Consider the following 18798-nt stretch of genomic DNA (forward strand, 5'->3'; position numbering starts at 1 on the left):
CAAAGGGGCACGAAATAACCCCCCCCCCCCCTTGGCGGCCCCGACCCGCAATGGGGGGGGCCCGCCACCCGGCCCCCCCCGCACACCCGCCCCCCCCAATCCGGCGTCGATGCGTTGGATGGTTCAACGGAGGGCACAATGGTAAAGGGAGTCAAAAACACCTTGATCCGCCCCTCGGCCGTGCCATGAAGTGTTTCAATCACGCTTTCCGCACCCGCAAGCATCTGTTCAAAATCCACCGCATGACGCTGCGGTCGTCCACTCTCCCACCGCGTCACCGTTTGCGGCCAGGGCAGGCCTGCAGGACCGACGCAGATGATCTCGCGCAGCCCGAGCTCCGAATAGGCACGCGCATGATTGATGGCAAATTGCGGATCATCGCTGCGCGGCATCGAACTGATGATGCTCGCCGCAGTCGTGACCCCGGCACAAAGCCGCTCAAGACCGGAAACCAGGCCGTCCGCATACCAATAGTCTCGAGTGACATAATGATAATAAGTCGGCGTAACAATCTTCATCCACAACGCATTGGTATCGGCGCCAATGCTGCGGATCAAGGCATGACCCGCATGGCCATGCGCATCGATGAGACCGGGAATGATCAGCTTGCCCGTGCAGTCGATAATCTGTTTGTCCGAATGCCGGGCTGCCATATCCGCTGCCTTGCCGATATCAACGATCCGGTCGCCGTCAATCGCCAGCCCCCCATCCTCGATAATGCGTCGATCGGCATCGACAGTCACGATCGTCCCGTGAAGCAGCAGTAACCCTTGCATCGCGTCCCCCTTTTCTCTGGTTCGGCCCGCTCTGACGTGGTGGGTCGAACATTTCCCTCTGTTGATGTTTTAGATCATAATTGCCAACAATATCGTTGACAATACATAAGAGGATTATGATAGTGCGACAAAATCCGGTGCAACGGATCGATCGTCATTCATGAAGGGAAGAGCATGACGCGTTTCAACAGGTTTCTCATCGCCGCACTCAGCGCCGTGGCCATCGCAGCCCCGCTTGCGGTCTCCTCCGCCGATGCTGCAACCTTGCGCTGGGGAAGCAGGGCCGATATCTATTCTCTCGATCCCGACTCCGTCCCCTCTACCTCGAACCTTGCATTTCTCAACCATATTTATGAGGGACTGATCCGCTACGGACCCAATTTCGAGATCGAGCCGGCCCTTGCTGTGGAATGGAAACTGGTCGACAATAAATTCTGGCGTTTCAGCCTGCGCAAGGGTGTGAAGTTCCACAATGGTGCCGATTTCACCGCCGATGATGTGGTTGCATCGATGAACCGCGTTGCTGACCCGACCTCGCCATTGCGCGGCAATATTCCGCTTTATGTCGGCGTCAAGAAGGTTGATGATTTCACGGTGGATATCGAGGTCTCGGCGCCAACCGCGCTCTTCCTCAATGATATGACCAATATTTTCATGTTCAATGCGCAGTGGCTCACCGACAACAAGGCCGAAAAGCCAACCGATATTGCGTCCAAGACGGAGAATTACGCCACCCACAACACCAATGGCACCGGCCCGTTCAAACTCGATAGCCGCGTACCCGATGCCAAGACGGTGCTTGTCGCCAACCCGCAATGGTGGGATGAAAAGAAGCACAATCTCGACCGCATCGAATATGTGCCAATCTCTTCAGCTGCCACCCGTGTGGCGGCATTGCTGTCGGGCGAAATCGATCTGGTCGATTCCGCGCCGGTCCAGGATCTGCCGCGGCTTGAATCCTCACCTGGCATCAAGGTCGCCAAGCGCACCGAATTGCGCACCGTCTTCATTGGTTTCAACGGCAAGGAAAAGCTCGAGGATGGACGCCCAAACCCGTTTCTGGACGCGCGCGTGCGTCAGGCGGTCGAAGCAAGCATCGATCGCGACCTCATCAACAAGAAGATCATGCGTGGCCTGGCTCGCCCGTCCGGTTCGCTGATTGCACCAGAAATCGCCGGCTATGCCGAGGCACTGGATGTCTATCAGCCGGCTGATCCAAAACGCGCGCAGACATTGCTCGAAGAAGCAAACCAGAAGGGCCTGGCCTTCACCTATCTGTGCATGAATGACGAAAGCATCAATGAAGAGGATATTTGTTCAGGCATTGCAAACATGCTCAAGCGGGCGGGTTTCGAACCCACCATCGATATGGGGCCGCGTGCCGTTCAGCAGCCAAAGCGCACCAATGGCAAGGCCGACATGTTCAATCTGAGCTGGGCCAATGAGCCAACGCTTGATGCCTATTCCCTGCTCTCGCAGGTGCTGTCCACCCGCAGTGGCTCAACCGGTGTTTCCAACTATGGCGGCTGGTCTTATCCAGAACTCGATGAGCTGGTCAAAAAGGCCGCCGAAGAGCCTGACACCGTAAAACGGCTGGCGCTGGAAGAACAGGCACTCAAGATTGCCAAGGATCAGGCAATCCTGATCCCGCTGCATCAGCAACCCATCGCCTGGGGCATGCTGGAAAAAGTTGAGAGCGTGGATTTCCGCGCTGATAACAAGCCGCGCCACTGGCACACGAAAATGGCGGAATAGACCGGCCCGCCGCAGTCACCAAAAAAGAGCGTCTCCCCGCGGGGAGACGCTCTTTTCACATCAAGTGCCAAGGATAACTCTTATGCAAACCTTATCCGACCCGCCGTCCGCGGCCGCGCAATTGCAGCTGGGGCAGCGACCGAAAGGCAAAACACTTTTGACCGCCGAATGGCTGCTCGGCTACCGCGACGGCAGCCATTGCCTGCTGCATAACGGCGAGATCGTCTTCGAACACAATCAAATCGTCTATCTCGGTCCGGCTTTTCAAGGCCAGGTGGACCGCCGCATCGACTTTGGTAAGGCATTGATCAGCCCCGGACTGATCGATCTCGATGCCCTTTCCGATCTCGATACCTATCTGCTGGTGCAGGACAACCAGCCCGGCTGGGCGAGAGGCCGTGTCTGGCCGCGCTCCTATCTTGAACGCGGACCCTATGAAATGTATTCCGAAGAGGAGCTGGCCTTTCAAAAGCGTTTCAGCTTCGGTCTTCTTCTGCTGAACGGGATTACCAGCGCCGCGCCTGTCGCCTCACTCTATTATCGCAAATGGGCGGAAACGGTCACCGAATTCGAAGCGGCAGCTGCGGCTGCCGGCGAACTGGGATTGCGGGTCTTCCTCAGTCCGGCCTATCGCTCCGGCGGCATGGTTCTCGAAGCGCCCGGGCGGATTGAACCGATATTTGATGAGGCGCGCGGCTTTGCAGGCCTGCGCGATGCTATCGGCTTCATCGAGCGCAATCACGGCGGTTTCGGCGGATTGATCAATGGTCTGCTGGCCCCCGATCGGATCGAAACCTGCACGTTGCCCTTGCTTGACCGCACCATGGCGGCGGCACGCGATCTTGACTGCCGGGTGCGGATCCATATGGCCCAGGGGCAGCTTGAGCGTGACACCATGCAGCGCCTTCACAACATGTCGGCGCCGCAATGGCTAGCCAGACATCGCTTGTTGAGCGAGCGGCTTTACGCGCCACATGCTACCCATGCCTCTGGGGACGATCTCAATCTCTATGCCGAGCATGGCGTTTCAATCGCCCATTCACCGCTGGTCTCCGCCCGGATGGGCAGCATGCTTCATTCCTTCGCCGCTTGCCGCGCGCGCGGCATCAATATCGGCATGGCAACCGACACAGCACCCCCCGACATGCTGATGAACCTGCTCGTCGGCCTGATCGCCTGCCGGATTGCAGAAAAGGCGTCGGATGCCGCCTTCTCCCGAGATCTGTTCGATGCGGCCACGCTCGGCGGCGCTCAGGCGCTGGGGCGCACTGACATCGGAGCACTTAAGAGGGGCGCAAAAGCCGACATAGCGGTGTTTCGCCTCGATGATATCTACATGACCCCCAGCGTCGACCCCATCACCACCCTGGTCACCGGTGGTTCGGGCAAAGTGACAGAGGCCGTTTTCGTCGATGGCCGCCTCTCGATGCTGTCGGGTGCGGTCGCCGGCATCGATATGCGTGGCAAGGATAAGAGCACAAAGCCAATATGAGGGGCTGATCCGCAAATATCCCGATCGCAGCTGGCAGCACAAACCGGTCGAAGACATCTTCCAACCCAGCTATCCTTTCTGGACTGATTGATCAGTCGCCAATCCTGCCGCAATTTTTGTCGACATATACGACGCGCAAACCTGCAAATATTGTCAACAATCACGTTGACAACTTTTTGCTAATAGACTTATGTTGGCCTTGGTCCGCAAGCAAAGCCACAAAGGCAGGACCATTGGTGAGGGAGGAAATCACATTCGATAAAAGCCGTGCATGCGGCAAGCGAACGAAACGTCGCCGCACCAATCATGGTGTGGAGATAAAGGAAGAATAGATCCCCGCAAAGGGGGCGCAAATTTCCAGAAGCGGAGCAATCAATGTTGAACAGACTGGGCCTCGCGGCCGTGGTGCTGGCGAGCCTGACTTTGTCGGGCCATGCCGAAACACTGAAATGGGGGGCGTCGCGCGATATCTACTCGCTTGATCCCTATTCCTACGGGGATAGTTACACGCTGTCCTTTCTCAATCATGTCTATGAAGGGCTGGTTCGCTACGACGCCGATCTGAAGATCGAACCAGCGCTGGCAGAATCCTTTGAAAATATCTCCGACACCACCTGGCGCTTTCATTTGCGCAAGGGCGTCACATTTCACGACGGTGCCCAGTTTACCGCAGATGATGTGCTCGCATCCCTCAAGCGGGTCAGTGATCCGGTCTCGCCGCTGCGCGGAAATCTGCCCTCCTATAAATCGGCAAGCAAGGTCGATGATCATACCGTCGATATCCAATTGAGCGGTCCCTATCCGCTGCTTCTCAACGATCTGACCAATATCCACATCTTCGATGCCGATTGGCTGAAGAACAACAATTCCGAAAAGCCCACCGATGTCGGTGCCAAGATCGAGGGCTATGCCACCTACAACACCAATGGCACCGGACCCTTCAAGCTTGAAAGCCGTGTGCCCGATTCAAAAACCGTGCTTGTGAAGAATCCGGCCTGGTGGGACAAGTCGCAATCCAATATCGATCGCATTGAATTCACGCCGATCACCTCTGCCGCAACACGGGTCGCGGCACTGCTTTCGGGCGAAATCAACTTCACGGAAAACGCGCCTTCCCAGGACTTGCCCCGCCTGCAGGCCCAGCCCGAACTCAATGTGCTCGAGCGCACCGATCTTCGCACGGTCATGATCGGCTTCAACCGCAAGCCCGCACTTGCCGACGGCTCCACAAACAAGTTCAATGACCTGCGCGTCAGACAGGCTTTCGCGCATGCGCTCGATCGCGATCTCATCCAGAAGCGGATCATGCGCGGCAAGTCGCGGACAGCCGGCGCGGTGATCGCCCCGGAAATCCCAGGCTACACACCGGAACTCGACACGACGCTTTCCTATGATCCGGCGCTTTCCAAAAAGCTTCTCGCCGAGGCGGGGGCGGAAGACTTTCCCTTCACGCTGGTCTGCACCACCGATGCCTATGTCAACGAGGAGGAATTGTGCCAGGGCATGGTCAATATGCTGAGCCGTGGCGGCTTCAAACCGCAGCTCGACATCGCGCCGACCGCGGCCCAGGCACCCAAGCGGACCGGCGGCAAGGCCGATGTCTATCTGATTGGCTGGGCAACCGAACCGATGCTCGACAGCTATTCCATCCTGTTGCAGATGATCGCCACCAAGTCAGCCAATGCCGGGGTCTTCAACTGGGGTGGCTGGAGCTATCCGGAGATTGACAAGCTGATCAATGCAGCATCCACCGACATGGATCGCGAAAACCGGTTGTCCGTTCAGACAAAGGCGCTTGAAATGGCCAAGGACGAAATTGTGATGCTGCCACTGCACCAGCAGCCGATGGCATGGGTCATGTCGAAGAAAATCGACAGGATCGTGCAATTGCCCGACAACAAGCCGCGTCACTGGCTGACGCATTTTGCCCCATAATCCAATTGTGATGCGCCGGGGGGATGCCTCCCGGCGTACCCCGCTTTTACCGAGGGAATTTTATGCTGGTTTTTATCATTAAGCGCCTGGCAAACGCTGTCATGGTGATGTTGGCTGTCGCCTTGCTCGCCTTCCTGATCTTCCGGCTGGCCGGCGACCCTGTCGAAATGATGGCCAATGAGCAAATGACGCAGGCAGACCGCGATAATCTGCGCGAGCGCCTGGGCCTTAACGATGGCCTGCTGACGCAATATAGCCGCTTTGTGGTCAATGCCGCCCAAGGCAATTTCGGTATTTCCTACCGCAACGGCCAGGACGTGCTGAGCCTGATCGCCGAGCGTTTTCCGGCAACACTGGAACTGGTGTTCGTAGCAACGCTGATCTCCTTGCTGCTCGGCTTGCCGCTGGGCGTTCTCACCGCCATCAAGCGCGGGAAATGGTATACGGAGGGCCTGCAGTTTCTGTCGATTGTCGGGGTCTCCCTGCCAAGCTTCGTGGTCGGCATTCTGCTTATCCTGGTATTCTCGGTCTCGCTTGGCTGGTTTCCAGCCTTCGGGCGCGGCGATGTCATTCAGATCGGCGGCTGGTCCACCGGTCTTCTCACCCCCTCGGGCCGCCTGGCGATCCTGTTGCCCGCCATTGCCCTGTCGCTTTATCAGGTCACGCTGGTCATGCGTCTTGTGCGCGCCGAAATGCTGGAAGTGCTGCGATCCGACTATGTCAAATTCGCGCGTGCGCGCGGCATTCCGCGCTGGCGGATCTATTTCAGCCATGCCCTGCGCAACTGTCTGATGCCGGTGGTCACGATGACCGCGATGAATATCGGCTCGCTGATTGCCTTCGCGCTGATTACCGAAACAGTCTTCCAATGGCCGGGCATGGGCATGTTGTTCATCCAGGCCGTCACATTCCTCGATATTCCGGTGATGGCGGCCTATCTGTGCATCATTTCCTTCATTTTCGTCGTGCTCAACACCCTGGTTGATGTCGCCTATGCAGTCATCGATCCGCGCCTGCGCACCGCTCGCTGATCAAACGGGAGACCAATGTCATGAGCACCTCACAAGCCAATCCCGTCGCGCGCGCCTCGCTGTTGAGCCGTATCCGCAAAAGTGACCTCTGGTGGTCGTTTACCCACAGCAAGACGGCAATGGTCAGTGCAGCCCTGCTGGCAGTGCTGATCCTGACCGCAGTCTTCGCCCCCTTGATCGCGCCGCAAAATCCCTATGATGGGGCAGCGCTCGATATGTGGAAGGCGGAATTGCCGCCGCTCTGGGAGGAGGGCGGTGAATGGCCGTTCCTGCTGGGCACCGACACCCAGGGACGCGACATGCTGTCGGCCATTCTCTATGGAACGCGGATTTCGATCGTCATCGGTATCGCATCGGTTATCCTCTCGCTGATCATCGGGCTGACCGCTGGCCTCATCTCCGGCTATTTCGGTGGCTTCATCGACAATCTGCTGATGCGCTTTGGCGATATCACCTTGTCGATTCCAACCATTCTGGTCGCCATTCTGGTGTCGACGGTTGTCCGTCAGATGTTGCCGGTCAGCCTGCGCGAGATTGGTGCCTCCGCCGTGCTGATCCTGGCCATCTCGCTATCGGCCTGGGTGCAATATGCGCGAACCGTGCGCGCCCAGGCGATCGTCGAAGCCGGCAAGGATTACGTTTCGGCAGCGCGGCTGATCGGGGTGCCGGCACGGCGCATCATGGCCCAGCATATCCTGCCCAATACACTCACACCCATCATGGTCGCCGCGACGCTGAATTTCGGGATGGCGATCCTGACCGAGGCGACACTTTCCTTCCTGGGCATCGGCATGCCACCAAGCCAGCCGTCACTGGGAACCCTGATCCGGATCGGCAATCAGTTCCTGTTTTCCGGCTCCTGGTGGATCGTGGTGTTTCCCGTCATTCAGCTCTGCCTGCTCGTCGTTGCCGTCAATATGCTCGGTGACTGGCTGCGCGACGCTCTTAATCCAAAACTGAGGTAAGCCATATGCACGATCTTTTGCTCCGCAACATCCGCCCGATGGCAGGTGAAAGCTGCGACATGCTGGTCAGGGACGGCAAAATCGCCGGTTTCGGCCAGTTTGAGGCAGAAGCCGGTATGGCGGTCGAAGACGGCGGCAACGCCATCGTTGCACCGGGGCTGATCGACGCCCATACCCATCTCGACAAGACAACCTGGGGCATGCCCTGGCACGTCAACAACCGCGCCGCCGTCCTGCGCGAGCGGATCGATTTTGAACGGGACAATCGCCTTGAAATCGGCCTTGATCCGCACCGACAGTCGATGCGCCATGCCATCGGTCTCGCTGCGCATGGCGCTACCCATATCCGCAGTCACGTCGATATCGACCCCACCCATGGCCTGTCGCTGGTGGAAGGGGTGTGGGAAACCCGTGAGAAACTCAAAGACATCATCGATATCGAGATCGTCGCCTTCCCACAATCTGGCCTGATGGTGATGCCGGGCACAAAGGACTTGCTCGACGAAGCCCTGCGCCAGGGCTGCGAAGTGCTCGGCGGCATCGATCCGTGCGGGATCGACCGTGATCCGAAGGGCCAGCTCGATATCCTGTTCGCCCTCGCCACAAAACATGGGGTACCCATCGATATTCATCTGCATGAAACCGGTGATCTGGGCGCCTTTACCATGGAGCTGATTTTCGAGCGCATCCGCGCGCATGGCATGCAAGGCAAGGTGGCGATCAGTCATGCCTTCGCTCTCGGCATGAACGACTATCTGCGGGTCGGTCAGCTCATCGAACAACTCGCTCTGCTCGATGTTGCCATCCTGACCACCGGCGCCCCGTCGGCCACCGTGCCATCGATCAGGCGGCTCAAGGAGGCAGGTGTGCGCATTGGTGGTGGTTGTGATGGCATTCGCGACACGTGGGGGCCGTGGGGACAGCCCGACATGCTTGATCGTGCCCGGATCATCGGCATGAAGAATGGCGTGCGCTCCGATCATGAGCTGGAACATCTCCTCCACATCGTCTCTGAGGGCGGGGCCGATGTCATGCGGCTAGAAAATTACGGTCTCACCGTCGGTTGCAACGCCGATTTCACTCTGTTGACCGGTGAAACACTGGCGCATGCCGTGGTCGATGTCGCGCCACGTCCGCTGGTGGTCAAGAAAGGTCGCGTAAGCGCACGCAACGGTGTCGCCGTGGTGGAGATGCCATGATGACCCAGGATTTGCAGGCGCTGGTGCTCGGCGAAAGACCAAAAGGGCGCACATGGATCACCGCCGACTGGGTGGTTGGTCACAAGGATGGCGGGCATCGGCTGCTCAGGCGGGGCGAGGTGGTCTTTGAAAACGGGGAAATCCTGTTTGTCGGCCACAATTTTACCGGAGAGGTGGCTCGCCGGATCGATTTTGGCCAGGCTCTGATCAGCCCCGGGCTGATCGACCTCGACGCGCTGTCGGATCTCGATACCACTATTCTTGGTATCGATCATCATCCGGGCTGGGCCAAGGGGCGGGTATGGCCACGCAGCTACGTCGATGCTGGTCCCTATGAAATGTATAGCGAGATGCAACTGGCATTCCAGAAACGCTTCGCCTTCGCGCAACTGCTGTTAAACGGGATCACCACCGCAGCGCCGATCGCCTCGCTGTTTTATCGGCAATGGGGAGAGACGGTCGCAGAATTCGACGCTGCAGCCGATGCTGCCGGCGAACTGGGCCTGCGTGTCTATCTCAGCCCCGCCTACCGCTCCGGTGGCATGGTGCTGGAAGCCCCGGGCCGGATCGTTCCGGTGTTTGATGAACAACGCGGCTTTCAGGGCTTGACCGCCGCAATCGCCTATATCGAGCGCCAGAGCGGCCGGCATGGGGATCTGATCCGCGGCATGCTCGCCCCCGATCGGGTGGAAACCTCGACGCTTGAACTGCTCAAGCGCACCGATGCGGCCGCGCGTGATCTGGGATGCAAGTTTCGCCTTCATATGGCGCAAGGCGCGATGGAAGTGGAGACGGTGCAGCAGCTACATGGTTCAACCGCACCGGTGTGGCTGTCAGAACACCGCTTGTTGAGCGAGCGTCTCATCGCTCCCCATGCGACCAACGCAACCGATCGAGATCTTGATCTTTATGCCGAAAACAGCGTTTCCATCGTCCATTGCCCGCTGGTTTCGGGGCGCGGCGGGTCGATCCTGAAATCCTTCTCCGATTGCCGCAGCCGTGGCATCAACATCGCGATGGGGACCGATACAACCCCGCCCGATATGCTGATGAACCTTCTGGCGGGTCTCATCACCGGACGGGTGGCCGATCAGGCGCCGGATCGTCTGCGCTGCGCAGATCTGTTCGATGCCGCGACGCTGGGCGGTGCAAAGGCTCTGGGGCGGACGGATCTGGGACATTTGTCGCAAGGCGCACGGGCTGATATCGCCGTCTTCCGTCTCGATGACTGTTTCATGGCACCCTCCATCGATCCAATTACCACCATCATCACCGGCGGATCGGGCAAGATCACAAAGGCGGTGTTTGTCGATGGCCGCCTCTCGATGCTCGATCGCAAGCTCGCAGGCTTTGATCTGGTTGCCGCGCGGGAGATCGCGCAAGCGCAATTCGACAGCCTGATTGCCAAATATCCCGAGCGCAGCTTTGGCAATCCGCCCGTCGCCGACATCTTTCCACCCAGCTATCCGCTCGAGGGAAATTCCCATGATTGAGACACAGCAAGCCGTCGTCGAAGTCCGTAATCTTCAAGTTGATTTTCCCGGTCGACGTGGCACCGTGACCGCGCTCTCCGATGTCAGCCTGTCCATTCGCCCCGGTGAGATCCTCGGTGTGGTGGGTGAGTCAGGTGCCGGAAAGTCCATGACCGGTCTGGCGATCCAGGGCCTGCTTGAGCGACCCGGCCATATTGCCGGCGGCGAGGTCTGGCTCGGCCAGCAGCGCATTGATACGCTTGACGACCGCGCCATGGAAAAAATTCGCGGTCGCGAGATCGGCGCTATCTTCCAGGATCCGCTCACCTCGCTCAATCCTCTGTTTACCGTCGGCGCGCAGCTCGTTGAAACCATCCGCAGGCATCTTGGTCTGAACAAGGCGCAAGCCCGCGAACGCGCCGTGCACCTTTTGCGTGATGTCGGCATTCCCTCTCCCGAGGAGCGCGTCAATCATTATCCGCATCAGTTTTCTGGCGGCATGCGCCAGCGTGTGGTGATCGCGCTTGCGCTTGCGGCATCGCCGAAACTGGTCATTGCTGACGAGCCGACCACCGCTCTTGATGTGTCGATCCAGGCGCAGATCATCTCGTTGTTGCGCAAACTCTGCAAGGAAAAGCAGACCGCCGTCATGCTGGTGACCCACGATATGGGCGTGATTGCGGAAGCCGCCGACCGCATCGCGGTCATGTATGCCGGACGGCTCATCGAAGTAGGGCCTGTTGAACAGGTGCTGCACCAGCCGCGTCATCCCTATACCCAGGGATTGATGGCCTCGATCCCGTCACTGGGCGCGCGGGTCGAGAAACTCAACCAGATCGATGGCTCGATGCCGCGGCTGGATGCGATTCCACAGGGTTGCGCCTTTAATCCACGCTGCAAAAGTGCCGGACCACGCTGCCATCGCGAAAGACCGGAACTGATATTTTCTGAAGCGAGCGCCAGCGCATGCTGGCTCAATGCAGGAGGTACCGCATGACGATCCATGCAAAAAATCAACCGGCGCTCACGGTCGAGCGGCTCGTCAAGACTTTCGATGTGTCGGCTCCCTGGCTCAACCGCCTTGTGGAACGCAAGCCCAAGCAATATCTCAAGGCCGTCAATGATATCAGCTTCACGGTGCCGGCGGGCGGCTGTCTAAGTATTGTGGGGGAAAGCGGTTGCGGCAAGTCGACGGTGGCGCGCCTGGTCACCGGCCTTTATCCTGCAACCAGCGGCGGCATGCGTTTTGCACCCGGAAAAAGTGGCAAGCCGCTATCGGCGCAGATGATTTTCCAGGATCCCTACGCCTCGCTCAATCCGCGCTGGCGTGTCAAGAATATCATTGCCGAACCCCTGCGTGAACTCAAGCTGCGCGCAACAGCCTCCGCAATCACCGCACGGGTCGAGGAACTCCTCACCCTTGTCGGGCTCTCGGTTTCCGACGGCGAGAAATTCCCGCATGAATTCTCAGGCGGCCAGCGTCAGCGCATTTCGATCGCCCGCGCCCTGGCCAGCGAGCCGGAGTTTCTGGTCTGCGATGAACCAACCTCTGCGCTCGACGTGTCGGTGCAGGCGCAGGTGCTCAATCTGATGCGCCGCCTGCAGGATGAACTGGGTCTGACCTATCTGTTCATCAGCCATGACATGAGCGTTGTCCGCCACATGTCGGACCGGATTGCCGTGATGTATCTTGGACGCATCGTCGAGGAGGGTGAGACGGAAGAATTGTTTGCCGAGCCGCGTCATCCCTATACCAGGCTTTTGCTGCAGACGATCCCCAATATCGCAGAGCCCAACCGCAATCGTGAGCCGACCACGGGCGAAGTGCCGAGCCCGCTCAAACCACCATCCGGCTGCACCTTCCATCCGCGCTGCCCCTTTGCCATCGAACGCTGCGCCCGGGAAGCGCCGGCAATGCAGCTTCTCCCCAACAAGACCCGCGTGGCCTGCCACCTGGTGGAAATGGAGATTTGAGCGCCCGTCAATCGGGGCCGGCAAAACCGGCTCCGGACCCTTTACGCCAGCGCCGTGCGCAGATCGTAGGACAATTCCCGGATCTCGCTCAGATCAAGCTCGGATTCCACATGCTCAAGATGATGGGCCATCAGATGAACCGCTTTCTCCACCGCCTTGGCAGAAATTGCCTTGACGATTTCAGCATGCTCGTCCGGACCGCAATTGAAACGGTCGGTGTTGCGATAGATCGCGGTGATCAGAGAACTGCGGGAAATCAGATCCCGCATGGTGGCAAACAGGAAGTCGGATCCGGTCAGTTCAGCCAGCAGAAGATGAAAGCCGCCGGACAGCTTGATAATGTCGGTGGTGCTGTCTTCGGCATTGGCAATCCGCTCCAATTCGACATGCGCGCGCAACCGCTTGACACTGTCCTTGAGCTGCGAGCCGCACAGCCGCTCGATAATGCAGCGCTCCACCGCCTGTCGCACCGAAAACACGTCACGGGCTTCCTGCACGGTCGGTTTGCTGACAAAGGCGCCGCGATTGGGAATCATCGTCACAAGCCCATCGCGTTCAAGCACCGTCAGCGCCTGGCGGATGCGGGCGCGACTGACATTGAAGATGGCGGCGAGCTGTTCTTCCTTGAGCTGGATGCCAGGACGCAATCGCCGTTCGGCGATCGAAAGCCAGACTTTCTCAACGATCTGTTCGATCGACATGGCCGTTGCTGCATTCATTAAGACTTCTCCGTGTTGGAATCGACAATCGTCATGTGCGGGAAAAAGTCAACTCGCACATTTAAACAGTTGCTTTATTGTCGACAATAAAAGATAGTTTTGTAGATGATTTTACCACAGTCTGGGCTGCCCATGGAATTTGACTTCGAGACAATAGACCCGCAAAGCCGCTATCGTCTGCTGACCAACTTCATTGGTCCGCGTCCGATCGCGCTGGTCACCACACGCTCGTCTGCCGGACATAACAACGCCGCGCCCATGAGTTTCTTCAACGTTTTCTCGCACGATCCGGCGATTGTCGTGCTGGGCATCCAGCCGCGGCTATCGGGTGAGGAAAAGGACACCATGGCCAATATTCGCCGTTCTGGCGCTTTCGCCGTCAGCATGGTCGACATGGCACTATCGCAACAAATGCTGATCTGCGGTCTGGGGTTTGACACCGAGGTCGATGAACTCAAAATGGCAGGGTTGACCGCGCAGCCCTGCAGCAAGATCGACGCCGCCTATCCGCTGGAAGCGCCCTGCGTCTTTGAATGTCGTGTCGAGCGCCTGATTGATTATCCCCGGCGCACACTGGTTCTGGGCGAGGTGGTGCAGATGCATGTCCGCCGCAATTGCCTGGATGCCGAAGGCCATTATGTCGATCCCCAATTCTACCAGCCGATCGCCCGACTGCACGCCGATAATTACCTCACCTCCGACCGTCAATTTGTTTTGAAAGCCCCGCCGATCGGCAATTTCAGCAAGCCGGACCAATAGACCCGCAGCCAGGCAGCAGAGAATTTCAGCATGCATATTCACTTGATCAATCCCAATTCGACCGCTTCCATGACAAAACAGGCGCTTGACAGCGCCTTGCTGGTCAAGCAGAGCCAGACCCGGATTTCCGCCACCAATCCTTTGGATACGCCGGCCAGTATCGAAGGGGGGGCGGATGAAGCTCTCGCCGTACCCTCCCTGCTTGCGGAAATTCGCAAGGGCGAGAGCCAGGGCGTCGATGCCTATGTCATTGCCTGTTTCGATGATCCGGGCCTTAACGCCGCGCGCGAAGTGGCGACCGGCCCGGTGATCGGTATTTGTCAGGCGGCCATCCAGGTCGCCATGACCATCAGCCGGCGCTTTTCGGTCATCACCACATTGCCCCGATCGGTCGCCATCATCGAGGATCTGGTCACTGCTTATGGCGCCGAGCGGCACTGTCGCAAGGTGCGGGCGATCGATCTGCCGGTTCTTGCCTTGGAAGAGGAGCGCGAGCGGGCCGAGCAATTGCTGATTTCGGAGATCAAACGCGCCAGGGATGAGGATGGCGCCGAAGCCATCGTGCTGGGCTGTGCCGGCATGTCGTCGCTGTGCGCGCGCCTTAAGCACGCCACCGGTGTTCCAGTCATTGACGGTGTAACGGCAGCAATCAAGATGGCCGAAGCCCTGGTCGGAGCCGGCTATGCCACATCAAAAGTCAACAGCTATGACTATCCACTCAGCAAAGGTTCTGCCTTGACCAAACGCATCGCATAGGCGGAAATCACAGCTTTATTGTAGACAATTTTGTCCCCTTTAGCTTGCCATGATGGTTGACTTTTTCTTCTGCAGCGCGCTTGTTGATGCAGAAGGGGAGGAGGGCTCATGGCAGGGCAGAGGGACGCGTCAACACAGCATATTGTCGAGAAAGTCTGGCTGTCGATCGCCGAGCGGCGCCTGCGCCCCGGCGTCCAGCTCAAGGAAGAGGAAATGGCGACCATTTTCAAGGTCAGCCGTGCCCGCATCCGCCAGGCACTCGCTGCCTTAAAACGCGAGGGACTGGTTGATATTCTGCCAAATCGCGGCGCCTTCGTCTGCAAGCCGACCGTTCGGGAAGCGCGCGACGTGTTCTTCGTGCGGCGCACGGTGGAGCGCTGTGTCGTCGAACATCTCTGCCGATCGGCGACCCGCGCCGATATCAAGCGGCTCCAGGAGCATGTTGCCAAGGAACGGCTGGCCAATAGCCGCAATATCACCACCGACATCATCAAATTATCCGGTGGCTTCCATCTGCTGCTGGCCGAACTTGCACACTCCAATTTTCTGTCGCCGATGATGCGCGACCTGGTTTCGCGAACCTCGCTGATCACCGCCGTCTATCGCAACACCGACCAGTTCAACTGCGGACCCAATGAACATGCAGAAATTGTCGAAGCGATCGCCAGCCAGCAACGAGACAAAGCCGTCCACCTGATGTCGCATCATCTCGATCATGTCGAATCCGAACTGGATCTGCGTGATGGCAATGACCAAGCCCATGATCTCAGCGCGCTGCTCGCCTGAAAAGGGCATGGCCCGATCTTCACGCTCAAAGCCATTGTTTCTTCCCGCGAGCCTGATGGCGCTCTGCAGCTAGGACGACGGGATTTGCACCGCATCCAGCAAGCAGGACAGAACCCGGTGTCCTTACACGCAGCACTGAAAAATCCTCCCCCCTGCAAATTGCGGTCGGCAACTTACTACCCCCTCACTTTCAGGGAAGACAAGCACCGGCAAATCGAATAGCTTACCGCTCGAACTGTGGACGCGACAGTTCAGGGCGTAGTAACCCTTCATAGCTAGGCTGGTGCCACCAAATTGGCACTGACTCCTTGACCTTAGGGTCGGGGAGCCTGTGGCGTATGCAACAGGCTCTCTGAGCTAAAGGCCATAGGGCCGCGCTATGCGGTTACTAACTCCCCGATCACCAGGGATCAATGAGCATGCATTCGCGGGGGCGTACCGCCAATGCTCAGGGAGTAAGGACATGACAGAATCCGTGGAACGACTTTATCGTATTACCCATGATCCAGCCGATGACTGGTCCGGGATATTCTTCAGCAATGATCTGGAAGCCGAACGGGCATTCCGGATCATGACCGATGGACTGACCCTTTGTAATCGCCGTCTGTCGCTGAACCTGGAACAGGTCGCCATCGTGCTGCCGAAGTCCAGGAGCGGCTTGGTCGACCTGCTCAATGCCGGGCCACAATCGATCATGCGGGCGCGTCAGACCCTTGAGACGGTTAATCTCAATCTGTGAAGATCGGCGCGGCACTGCGCGCTCGTGATGAGGTGGGGCAGCGATAACAGCCCCACCACAGGCCTGCTGGGCGCGATTGTTGAACTGCTTATATTTTCCCCACCGACTTGCGATTGGCAGCGCTCGCCCGACATGGTTCACTATCAAGGCGTCGGGCTTTCCTCGCAGTTTCCCCCTGACGCAGCACTCTGAACTGAGCGACCGCTTTCATTTGGTTCGGAGTGCTTCTAGCAGGGCCATTGACAGGATGCTTTGTCAACTAATCGGGCCGAAGAGTTTTTGCGTTCAGGAGGCAGCTTTGGTTCGAGGCGATCTGGTGGATTGGGAATGGCAGATCATTGCGCCACTGCTTCCCGCCGAGCGGGGCAGACGCTCCCGCCCTTCTTATGACAATCGCCGCTACTTCAATGGAATGCTCTATGTGCTGCGCTCGGGCTGCCCCTGGCGTGATATGGACCAGCGCTACGGCAAGTGGAATTCGGTTTACGTGCGTTTTCGCCGCTGGGCCGAAGCTGGATTGTGGGATAGCCTGCTTGAAACCTGCGTGGAACTCGGTCTGACAGACGACTGGAAGCCTATCAAATATAGCAGGCGACGGTCCGGCTCCAAAGGTGGATATCTGCGCAAACTGCTGATCAATCAGGCCGCCATGCTCAGACAAAGCGCAGCACCCACAAACTCCATCAAAGACAGCCTTCTCGCTCTCGCCTGAATGGATGTGGATTGCGCATTCCTGCAACAATTGAAAACAGAGCCTCTTGGTAAAAAGCGCAGCTTGTGATCTGGAACCTTTTTGCAAGCCGCTCGTTTTGCGCAATATTTCCAATTCATGGTCTTGCAAGCAGGAGCGCGGCATGCAACCCAATACGGGTAACGGCTTGTCAGACCGGTCACTGGTGGCCCTGGCGGTTCTCAACTTCTTTCTCGCCGATGCGCGCGATGGGCTTGGTCCATTTCTCGACGGATTCCTGGCAACGAAGGGCTGGTCGCCGATGACATTGGGTATCGTTGCCACTTTGGGCGGTGTGCTGGGGATGATCGCCACCCCGCTGTTCGGCGCGTGGGTGGACGCCTCACATCGCAAGCGCACCCTGATCATCATCCCGGTCATTCTGGTCACATTCGCGGCATTATGGACGCTGGCCAGTCCCGGCAATGCTTCGGTATTTGGCGGACAATCAGCAACAGCGATCGTTGGCGCTGTCATTGGTCCTGCTCTGATGGGCCTGACCCTGGGACTGGTGGGGGAGGCGCGTTTTTCCCGGCAGGTCGCGCGCAACGAATTCTGGAATCACGCCGGCAATGTTGTATCGCTTGCGGCGATCTATTTCGCAACGGCCGCCTTTGGTACCAAAGGCATTATCGGACTGATGCTCTTGACGGCGACGGCAACGATTGTCTCAGTGCTCGCGATCAATCCGAAAAACATCGATCATGATGTCGCCCGCGGACTGGCCCATGATGACGGCACGCCTGGTCCGTCCGGCATCACGGTTTTGTTCAGTCGCAAGGGCCTGCTGCTGCTGGCGAGCGTGTTGATGATCTTTCATTTCGGCAATGCACCAATGAGCCGGCTGATCGCCCAGGATTTCTCCATCCAACTCGACACACCGTTTCGCACCACCGCGATTATCACCGGTGTTTCGCAGCTTTCCATGATCGCAATGGCTCTTGCTGCGCCCTTTCTCATCCGCCGCTTCTCCCTTGCCACCGTTTTCATCATCGCCCTGCTCGCCTTGCCTGTCCGTGGCGCGATTGCTGGCTGGTTCAGTTCCTATCCGGTGATCTTCCCGGTGCAGATCCTCGACGGTATTGGCGCGGGCTTGATTGGCATCGCAACACCGGTCGCAGCCGAACAGATCCTGGCAGGCACAGGGCGGTTCAATGTCGGGCTGGCTGCAGTCATGACGGTTCAGGGCATCGGTGCTTCTTTGAGCAATGTCGTCGCTGGCTGGCTGACAAATCATGGCGGTTACGCTCTCGCCTATTGGGTTCACGGGGCGGTTGCGCTGTTCGCCCTGGCGCTTTTTCTGATTGGTCGCAAAGAGATCGCTCCGGTTCGTCAAAGCTAGCAATCAGCCTGGCGCTCCCGCGTTCGCACGCGGATCATGACCTTGAGCTTGGCTTTGATATCAGCCCTGCTCGTATCCGGTCCGACCGATCGCCGTCGCGATCGCAGCTGAACGGCGGTCACAGTCGCATCCGCCGCCGTCACGGCGGGTCTGTGATCCTAAGCCCTTCTCCCTGTAATCTTGACTTGGACCGTGATCCAAACGCCAAGACGAATAAGGAACGCTGATGATCTTCCATGATGATCAAGGATCTAATCTGTAATCTTTCGACCAAAGACCGTTCATTGCGATTGATTAATTATATTTAATGAAGAATCTTTCGCAAAAAAATCGCTTATATTGTAGTGACTTGAAATATAACCCGATTG

15 protein-coding genes and 2 pseudogenes are annotated in these 18798 nt (G+C 58.1%); 15 read left to right on the forward strand and 2 right to left on the reverse strand.

Annotated elements, in window-relative coordinates:
* The coding region (locus ABWV94_RS19040; RefSeq protein ID WP_353414934.1) for an amidohydrolase family protein at positions 1 to 776 on the reverse strand (776 nt) is incomplete at its 3' end.
* A gap of 174 nt (positions 777 to 950) precedes the next feature.
* Between ABWV94_RS19040 and ABWV94_RS19045 the strand changes: the two genes are divergently transcribed.
* From ABWV94_RS19045 to ABWV94_RS19085, 9 genes and pseudogenes are all read left to right on the forward strand, one after another.
* Positions 951 to 2531 (forward strand): ABC transporter substrate-binding protein, encoded by a 1581-nt coding sequence (locus ABWV94_RS19045; protein ID WP_353414936.1) that lies wholly within the window; start codon positions 951 to 953, stop codon positions 2529 to 2531.
* Between the two features lie 82 nt (positions 2532 to 2613).
* Positions 2614 to 4114, forward strand: a pseudogene (locus ABWV94_RS19050) (amidohydrolase family protein).
* 284 nt (positions 4115 to 4398) lie between these two features.
* Positions 4399 to 5958, forward strand: coding sequence for an ABC transporter substrate-binding protein (locus ABWV94_RS19055; RefSeq protein ID WP_113497628.1), 1560 nt, complete (start codon positions 4399 to 4401; stop codon positions 5956 to 5958).
* 62 nt (positions 5959 to 6020) lie between these two features.
* Positions 6021 to 6989, forward strand: a complete 969-nt coding sequence (locus ABWV94_RS19060; protein ID WP_353414939.1) for an ABC transporter permease — start codon at positions 6021 to 6023, stop codon at positions 6987 to 6989.
* 20 nt (positions 6990 to 7009) lie between these two features.
* The gene (locus tag ABWV94_RS19065) at positions 7010 to 7954 is read left to right on the forward strand and encodes an ABC transporter permease (RefSeq protein ID WP_353414941.1); all 945 of its coding nucleotides are present in this window, start codon (positions 7010 to 7012) and stop codon (positions 7952 to 7954) included.
* A gap of 5 nt (positions 7955 to 7959) precedes the next feature.
* Positions 7960 to 9153 (forward strand): amidohydrolase family protein, encoded by a 1194-nt coding sequence (locus ABWV94_RS19070; protein WP_113497622.1) that lies wholly within the window; start codon positions 7960 to 7962, stop codon positions 9151 to 9153.
* Positions 9153 to 10646, forward strand: a complete 1494-nt coding sequence (locus ABWV94_RS19075) for an amidohydrolase family protein (RefSeq protein WP_353415093.1) — start codon at positions 9153 to 9155, stop codon at positions 10644 to 10646. Before ABWV94_RS19070 ends, ABWV94_RS19075 begins: the two co-directional genes overlap by 1 nt.
* Positions 10639 to 11622, forward strand: coding sequence for an ABC transporter ATP-binding protein (locus ABWV94_RS19080; protein ID WP_353414943.1), 984 nt, complete (start codon positions 10639 to 10641; stop codon positions 11620 to 11622). The genes ABWV94_RS19075 and ABWV94_RS19080 overlap by 8 nt, the downstream gene beginning before the upstream one ends.
* On the forward strand, positions 11619 to 12599 hold the full coding sequence (locus ABWV94_RS19085) for an ABC transporter ATP-binding protein (RefSeq protein WP_353414945.1): 981 nt from the start codon (positions 11619 to 11621) through the stop codon (positions 12597 to 12599). Before ABWV94_RS19080 ends, ABWV94_RS19085 begins: the two co-directional genes overlap by 4 nt.
* Before the next feature lie 41 nt (positions 12600 to 12640).
* Here the strand turns inward: ABWV94_RS19085 and ABWV94_RS19090 are convergent, their stop codons facing one another.
* Positions 12641 to 13318 (reverse strand): GntR family transcriptional regulator, encoded by a 678-nt coding sequence (locus ABWV94_RS19090; RefSeq protein ID WP_113497615.1) that lies wholly within the window; start codon positions 13316 to 13318, stop codon positions 12641 to 12643.
* Positions 13319 to 13450: 132 nt separating this feature from the next.
* On the opposite strand from ABWV94_RS19090, the gene ABWV94_RS19095 reads away from it, so the two are divergent.
* From ABWV94_RS19095 to ABWV94_RS19120, 6 genes and pseudogenes are all read left to right on the forward strand, one after another.
* Positions 13451 to 14077, forward strand: coding sequence for a flavin reductase family protein (locus ABWV94_RS19095; RefSeq protein WP_113497613.1), 627 nt, complete (start codon positions 13451 to 13453; stop codon positions 14075 to 14077).
* 30 nt (positions 14078 to 14107) lie between these two features.
* Positions 14108 to 14833 (forward strand): aspartate/glutamate racemase family protein, encoded by a 726-nt coding sequence (locus ABWV94_RS19100; protein WP_113497611.1) that lies wholly within the window; start codon positions 14108 to 14110, stop codon positions 14831 to 14833.
* A 108-nt stretch (positions 14834 to 14941) separates the two neighbouring features.
* A complete protein-coding gene (locus ABWV94_RS19105; RefSeq protein WP_353414948.1) occupies positions 14942 to 15619 on the forward strand; it encodes a GntR family transcriptional regulator in 678 nt (225 codons plus the stop codon).
* Between the two features lie 463 nt (positions 15620 to 16082).
* Positions 16083 to 16358 carry a hypothetical protein gene (locus ABWV94_RS19110; protein ID WP_113497607.1) on the forward strand — a complete coding sequence of 92 codons (276 nt, stop codon included), beginning with the start codon at positions 16083 to 16085 and terminating at the stop codon, positions 16356 to 16358.
* Between the two features lie 298 nt (positions 16359 to 16656).
* A pseudogene (locus tag ABWV94_RS19115) lies at positions 16657 to 16932 on the forward strand (transposase); the annotation flags it as partial.
* A 280-nt stretch (positions 16933 to 17212) separates the two neighbouring features.
* Positions 17213 to 18430 (forward strand): MFS transporter, encoded by a 1218-nt coding sequence (locus ABWV94_RS19120; RefSeq protein ID WP_353414952.1) that lies wholly within the window; start codon positions 17213 to 17215, stop codon positions 18428 to 18430.
* The last annotated feature ends 368 nt before the right edge of the window (positions 18431 to 18798 follow it).

This window comes from Brucella sp. NBRC 12953, assembly GCF_040369775.1.
Lineage (GTDB): Bacteria > Pseudomonadota > Alphaproteobacteria > Rhizobiales > Rhizobiaceae > Brucella > Brucella pseudogrignonensis.

What these genes read in the sequence shown, in the direction of transcription:
- ABWV94_RS19045 (WP_353414936.1), top strand. Translation starts at nt 951, where the DNA reads ATGACGCGTTTCAACAGGTTTCTCATCGCCGCACTCAGCGCCGTGGCC.
- ABWV94_RS19055 (WP_113497628.1), top strand. Translation starts at nt 4,399, where the DNA reads ATGTTGAACAGACTGGGCCTCGCGGCCGTGGTGCTGGCGAGCCTGACT.
- ABWV94_RS19060 (WP_353414939.1), top strand. Translation starts at nt 6,021, where the DNA reads ATGCTGGTTTTTATCATTAAGCGCCTGGCAAACGCTGTCATGGTGATG.
- ABWV94_RS19065 (WP_353414941.1), top strand. Translation starts at nt 7,010, where the DNA reads ATGAGCACCTCACAAGCCAATCCCGTCGCGCGCGCCTCGCTGTTGAGC.
- ABWV94_RS19070 (WP_113497622.1), top strand. Translation starts at nt 7,960, where the DNA reads ATGCACGATCTTTTGCTCCGCAACATCCGCCCGATGGCAGGTGAAAGC.
- ABWV94_RS19075 (WP_353415093.1), top strand. Translation starts at nt 9,153, where the DNA reads ATGACCCAGGATTTGCAGGCGCTGGTGCTCGGCGAAAGACCAAAAGGG.
- ABWV94_RS19080 (WP_353414943.1), top strand. Translation starts at nt 10,639, where the DNA reads ATGATTGAGACACAGCAAGCCGTCGTCGAAGTCCGTAATCTTCAAGTT.
- ABWV94_RS19085 (WP_353414945.1), top strand. Translation starts at nt 11,619, where the DNA reads ATGACGATCCATGCAAAAAATCAACCGGCGCTCACGGTCGAGCGGCTC.
- ABWV94_RS19090 (WP_113497615.1), bottom strand. Translation starts at nt 13,318, where the DNA reads ATGAATGCAGCAACGGCCATGTCGATCGAACAGATCGTTGAGAAAGTC.
- ABWV94_RS19095 (WP_113497613.1), top strand. Translation starts at nt 13,451, where the DNA reads ATGGAATTTGACTTCGAGACAATAGACCCGCAAAGCCGCTATCGTCTG.
- ABWV94_RS19100 (WP_113497611.1), top strand. Translation starts at nt 14,108, where the DNA reads ATGCATATTCACTTGATCAATCCCAATTCGACCGCTTCCATGACAAAA.
- ABWV94_RS19105 (WP_353414948.1), top strand. Translation starts at nt 14,942, where the DNA reads ATGGCAGGGCAGAGGGACGCGTCAACACAGCATATTGTCGAGAAAGTC.
- ABWV94_RS19110 (WP_113497607.1), top strand. Translation starts at nt 16,083, where the DNA reads ATGACAGAATCCGTGGAACGACTTTATCGTATTACCCATGATCCAGCC.
- ABWV94_RS19120 (WP_353414952.1), top strand. Translation starts at nt 17,213, where the DNA reads ATGCAACCCAATACGGGTAACGGCTTGTCAGACCGGTCACTGGTGGCC.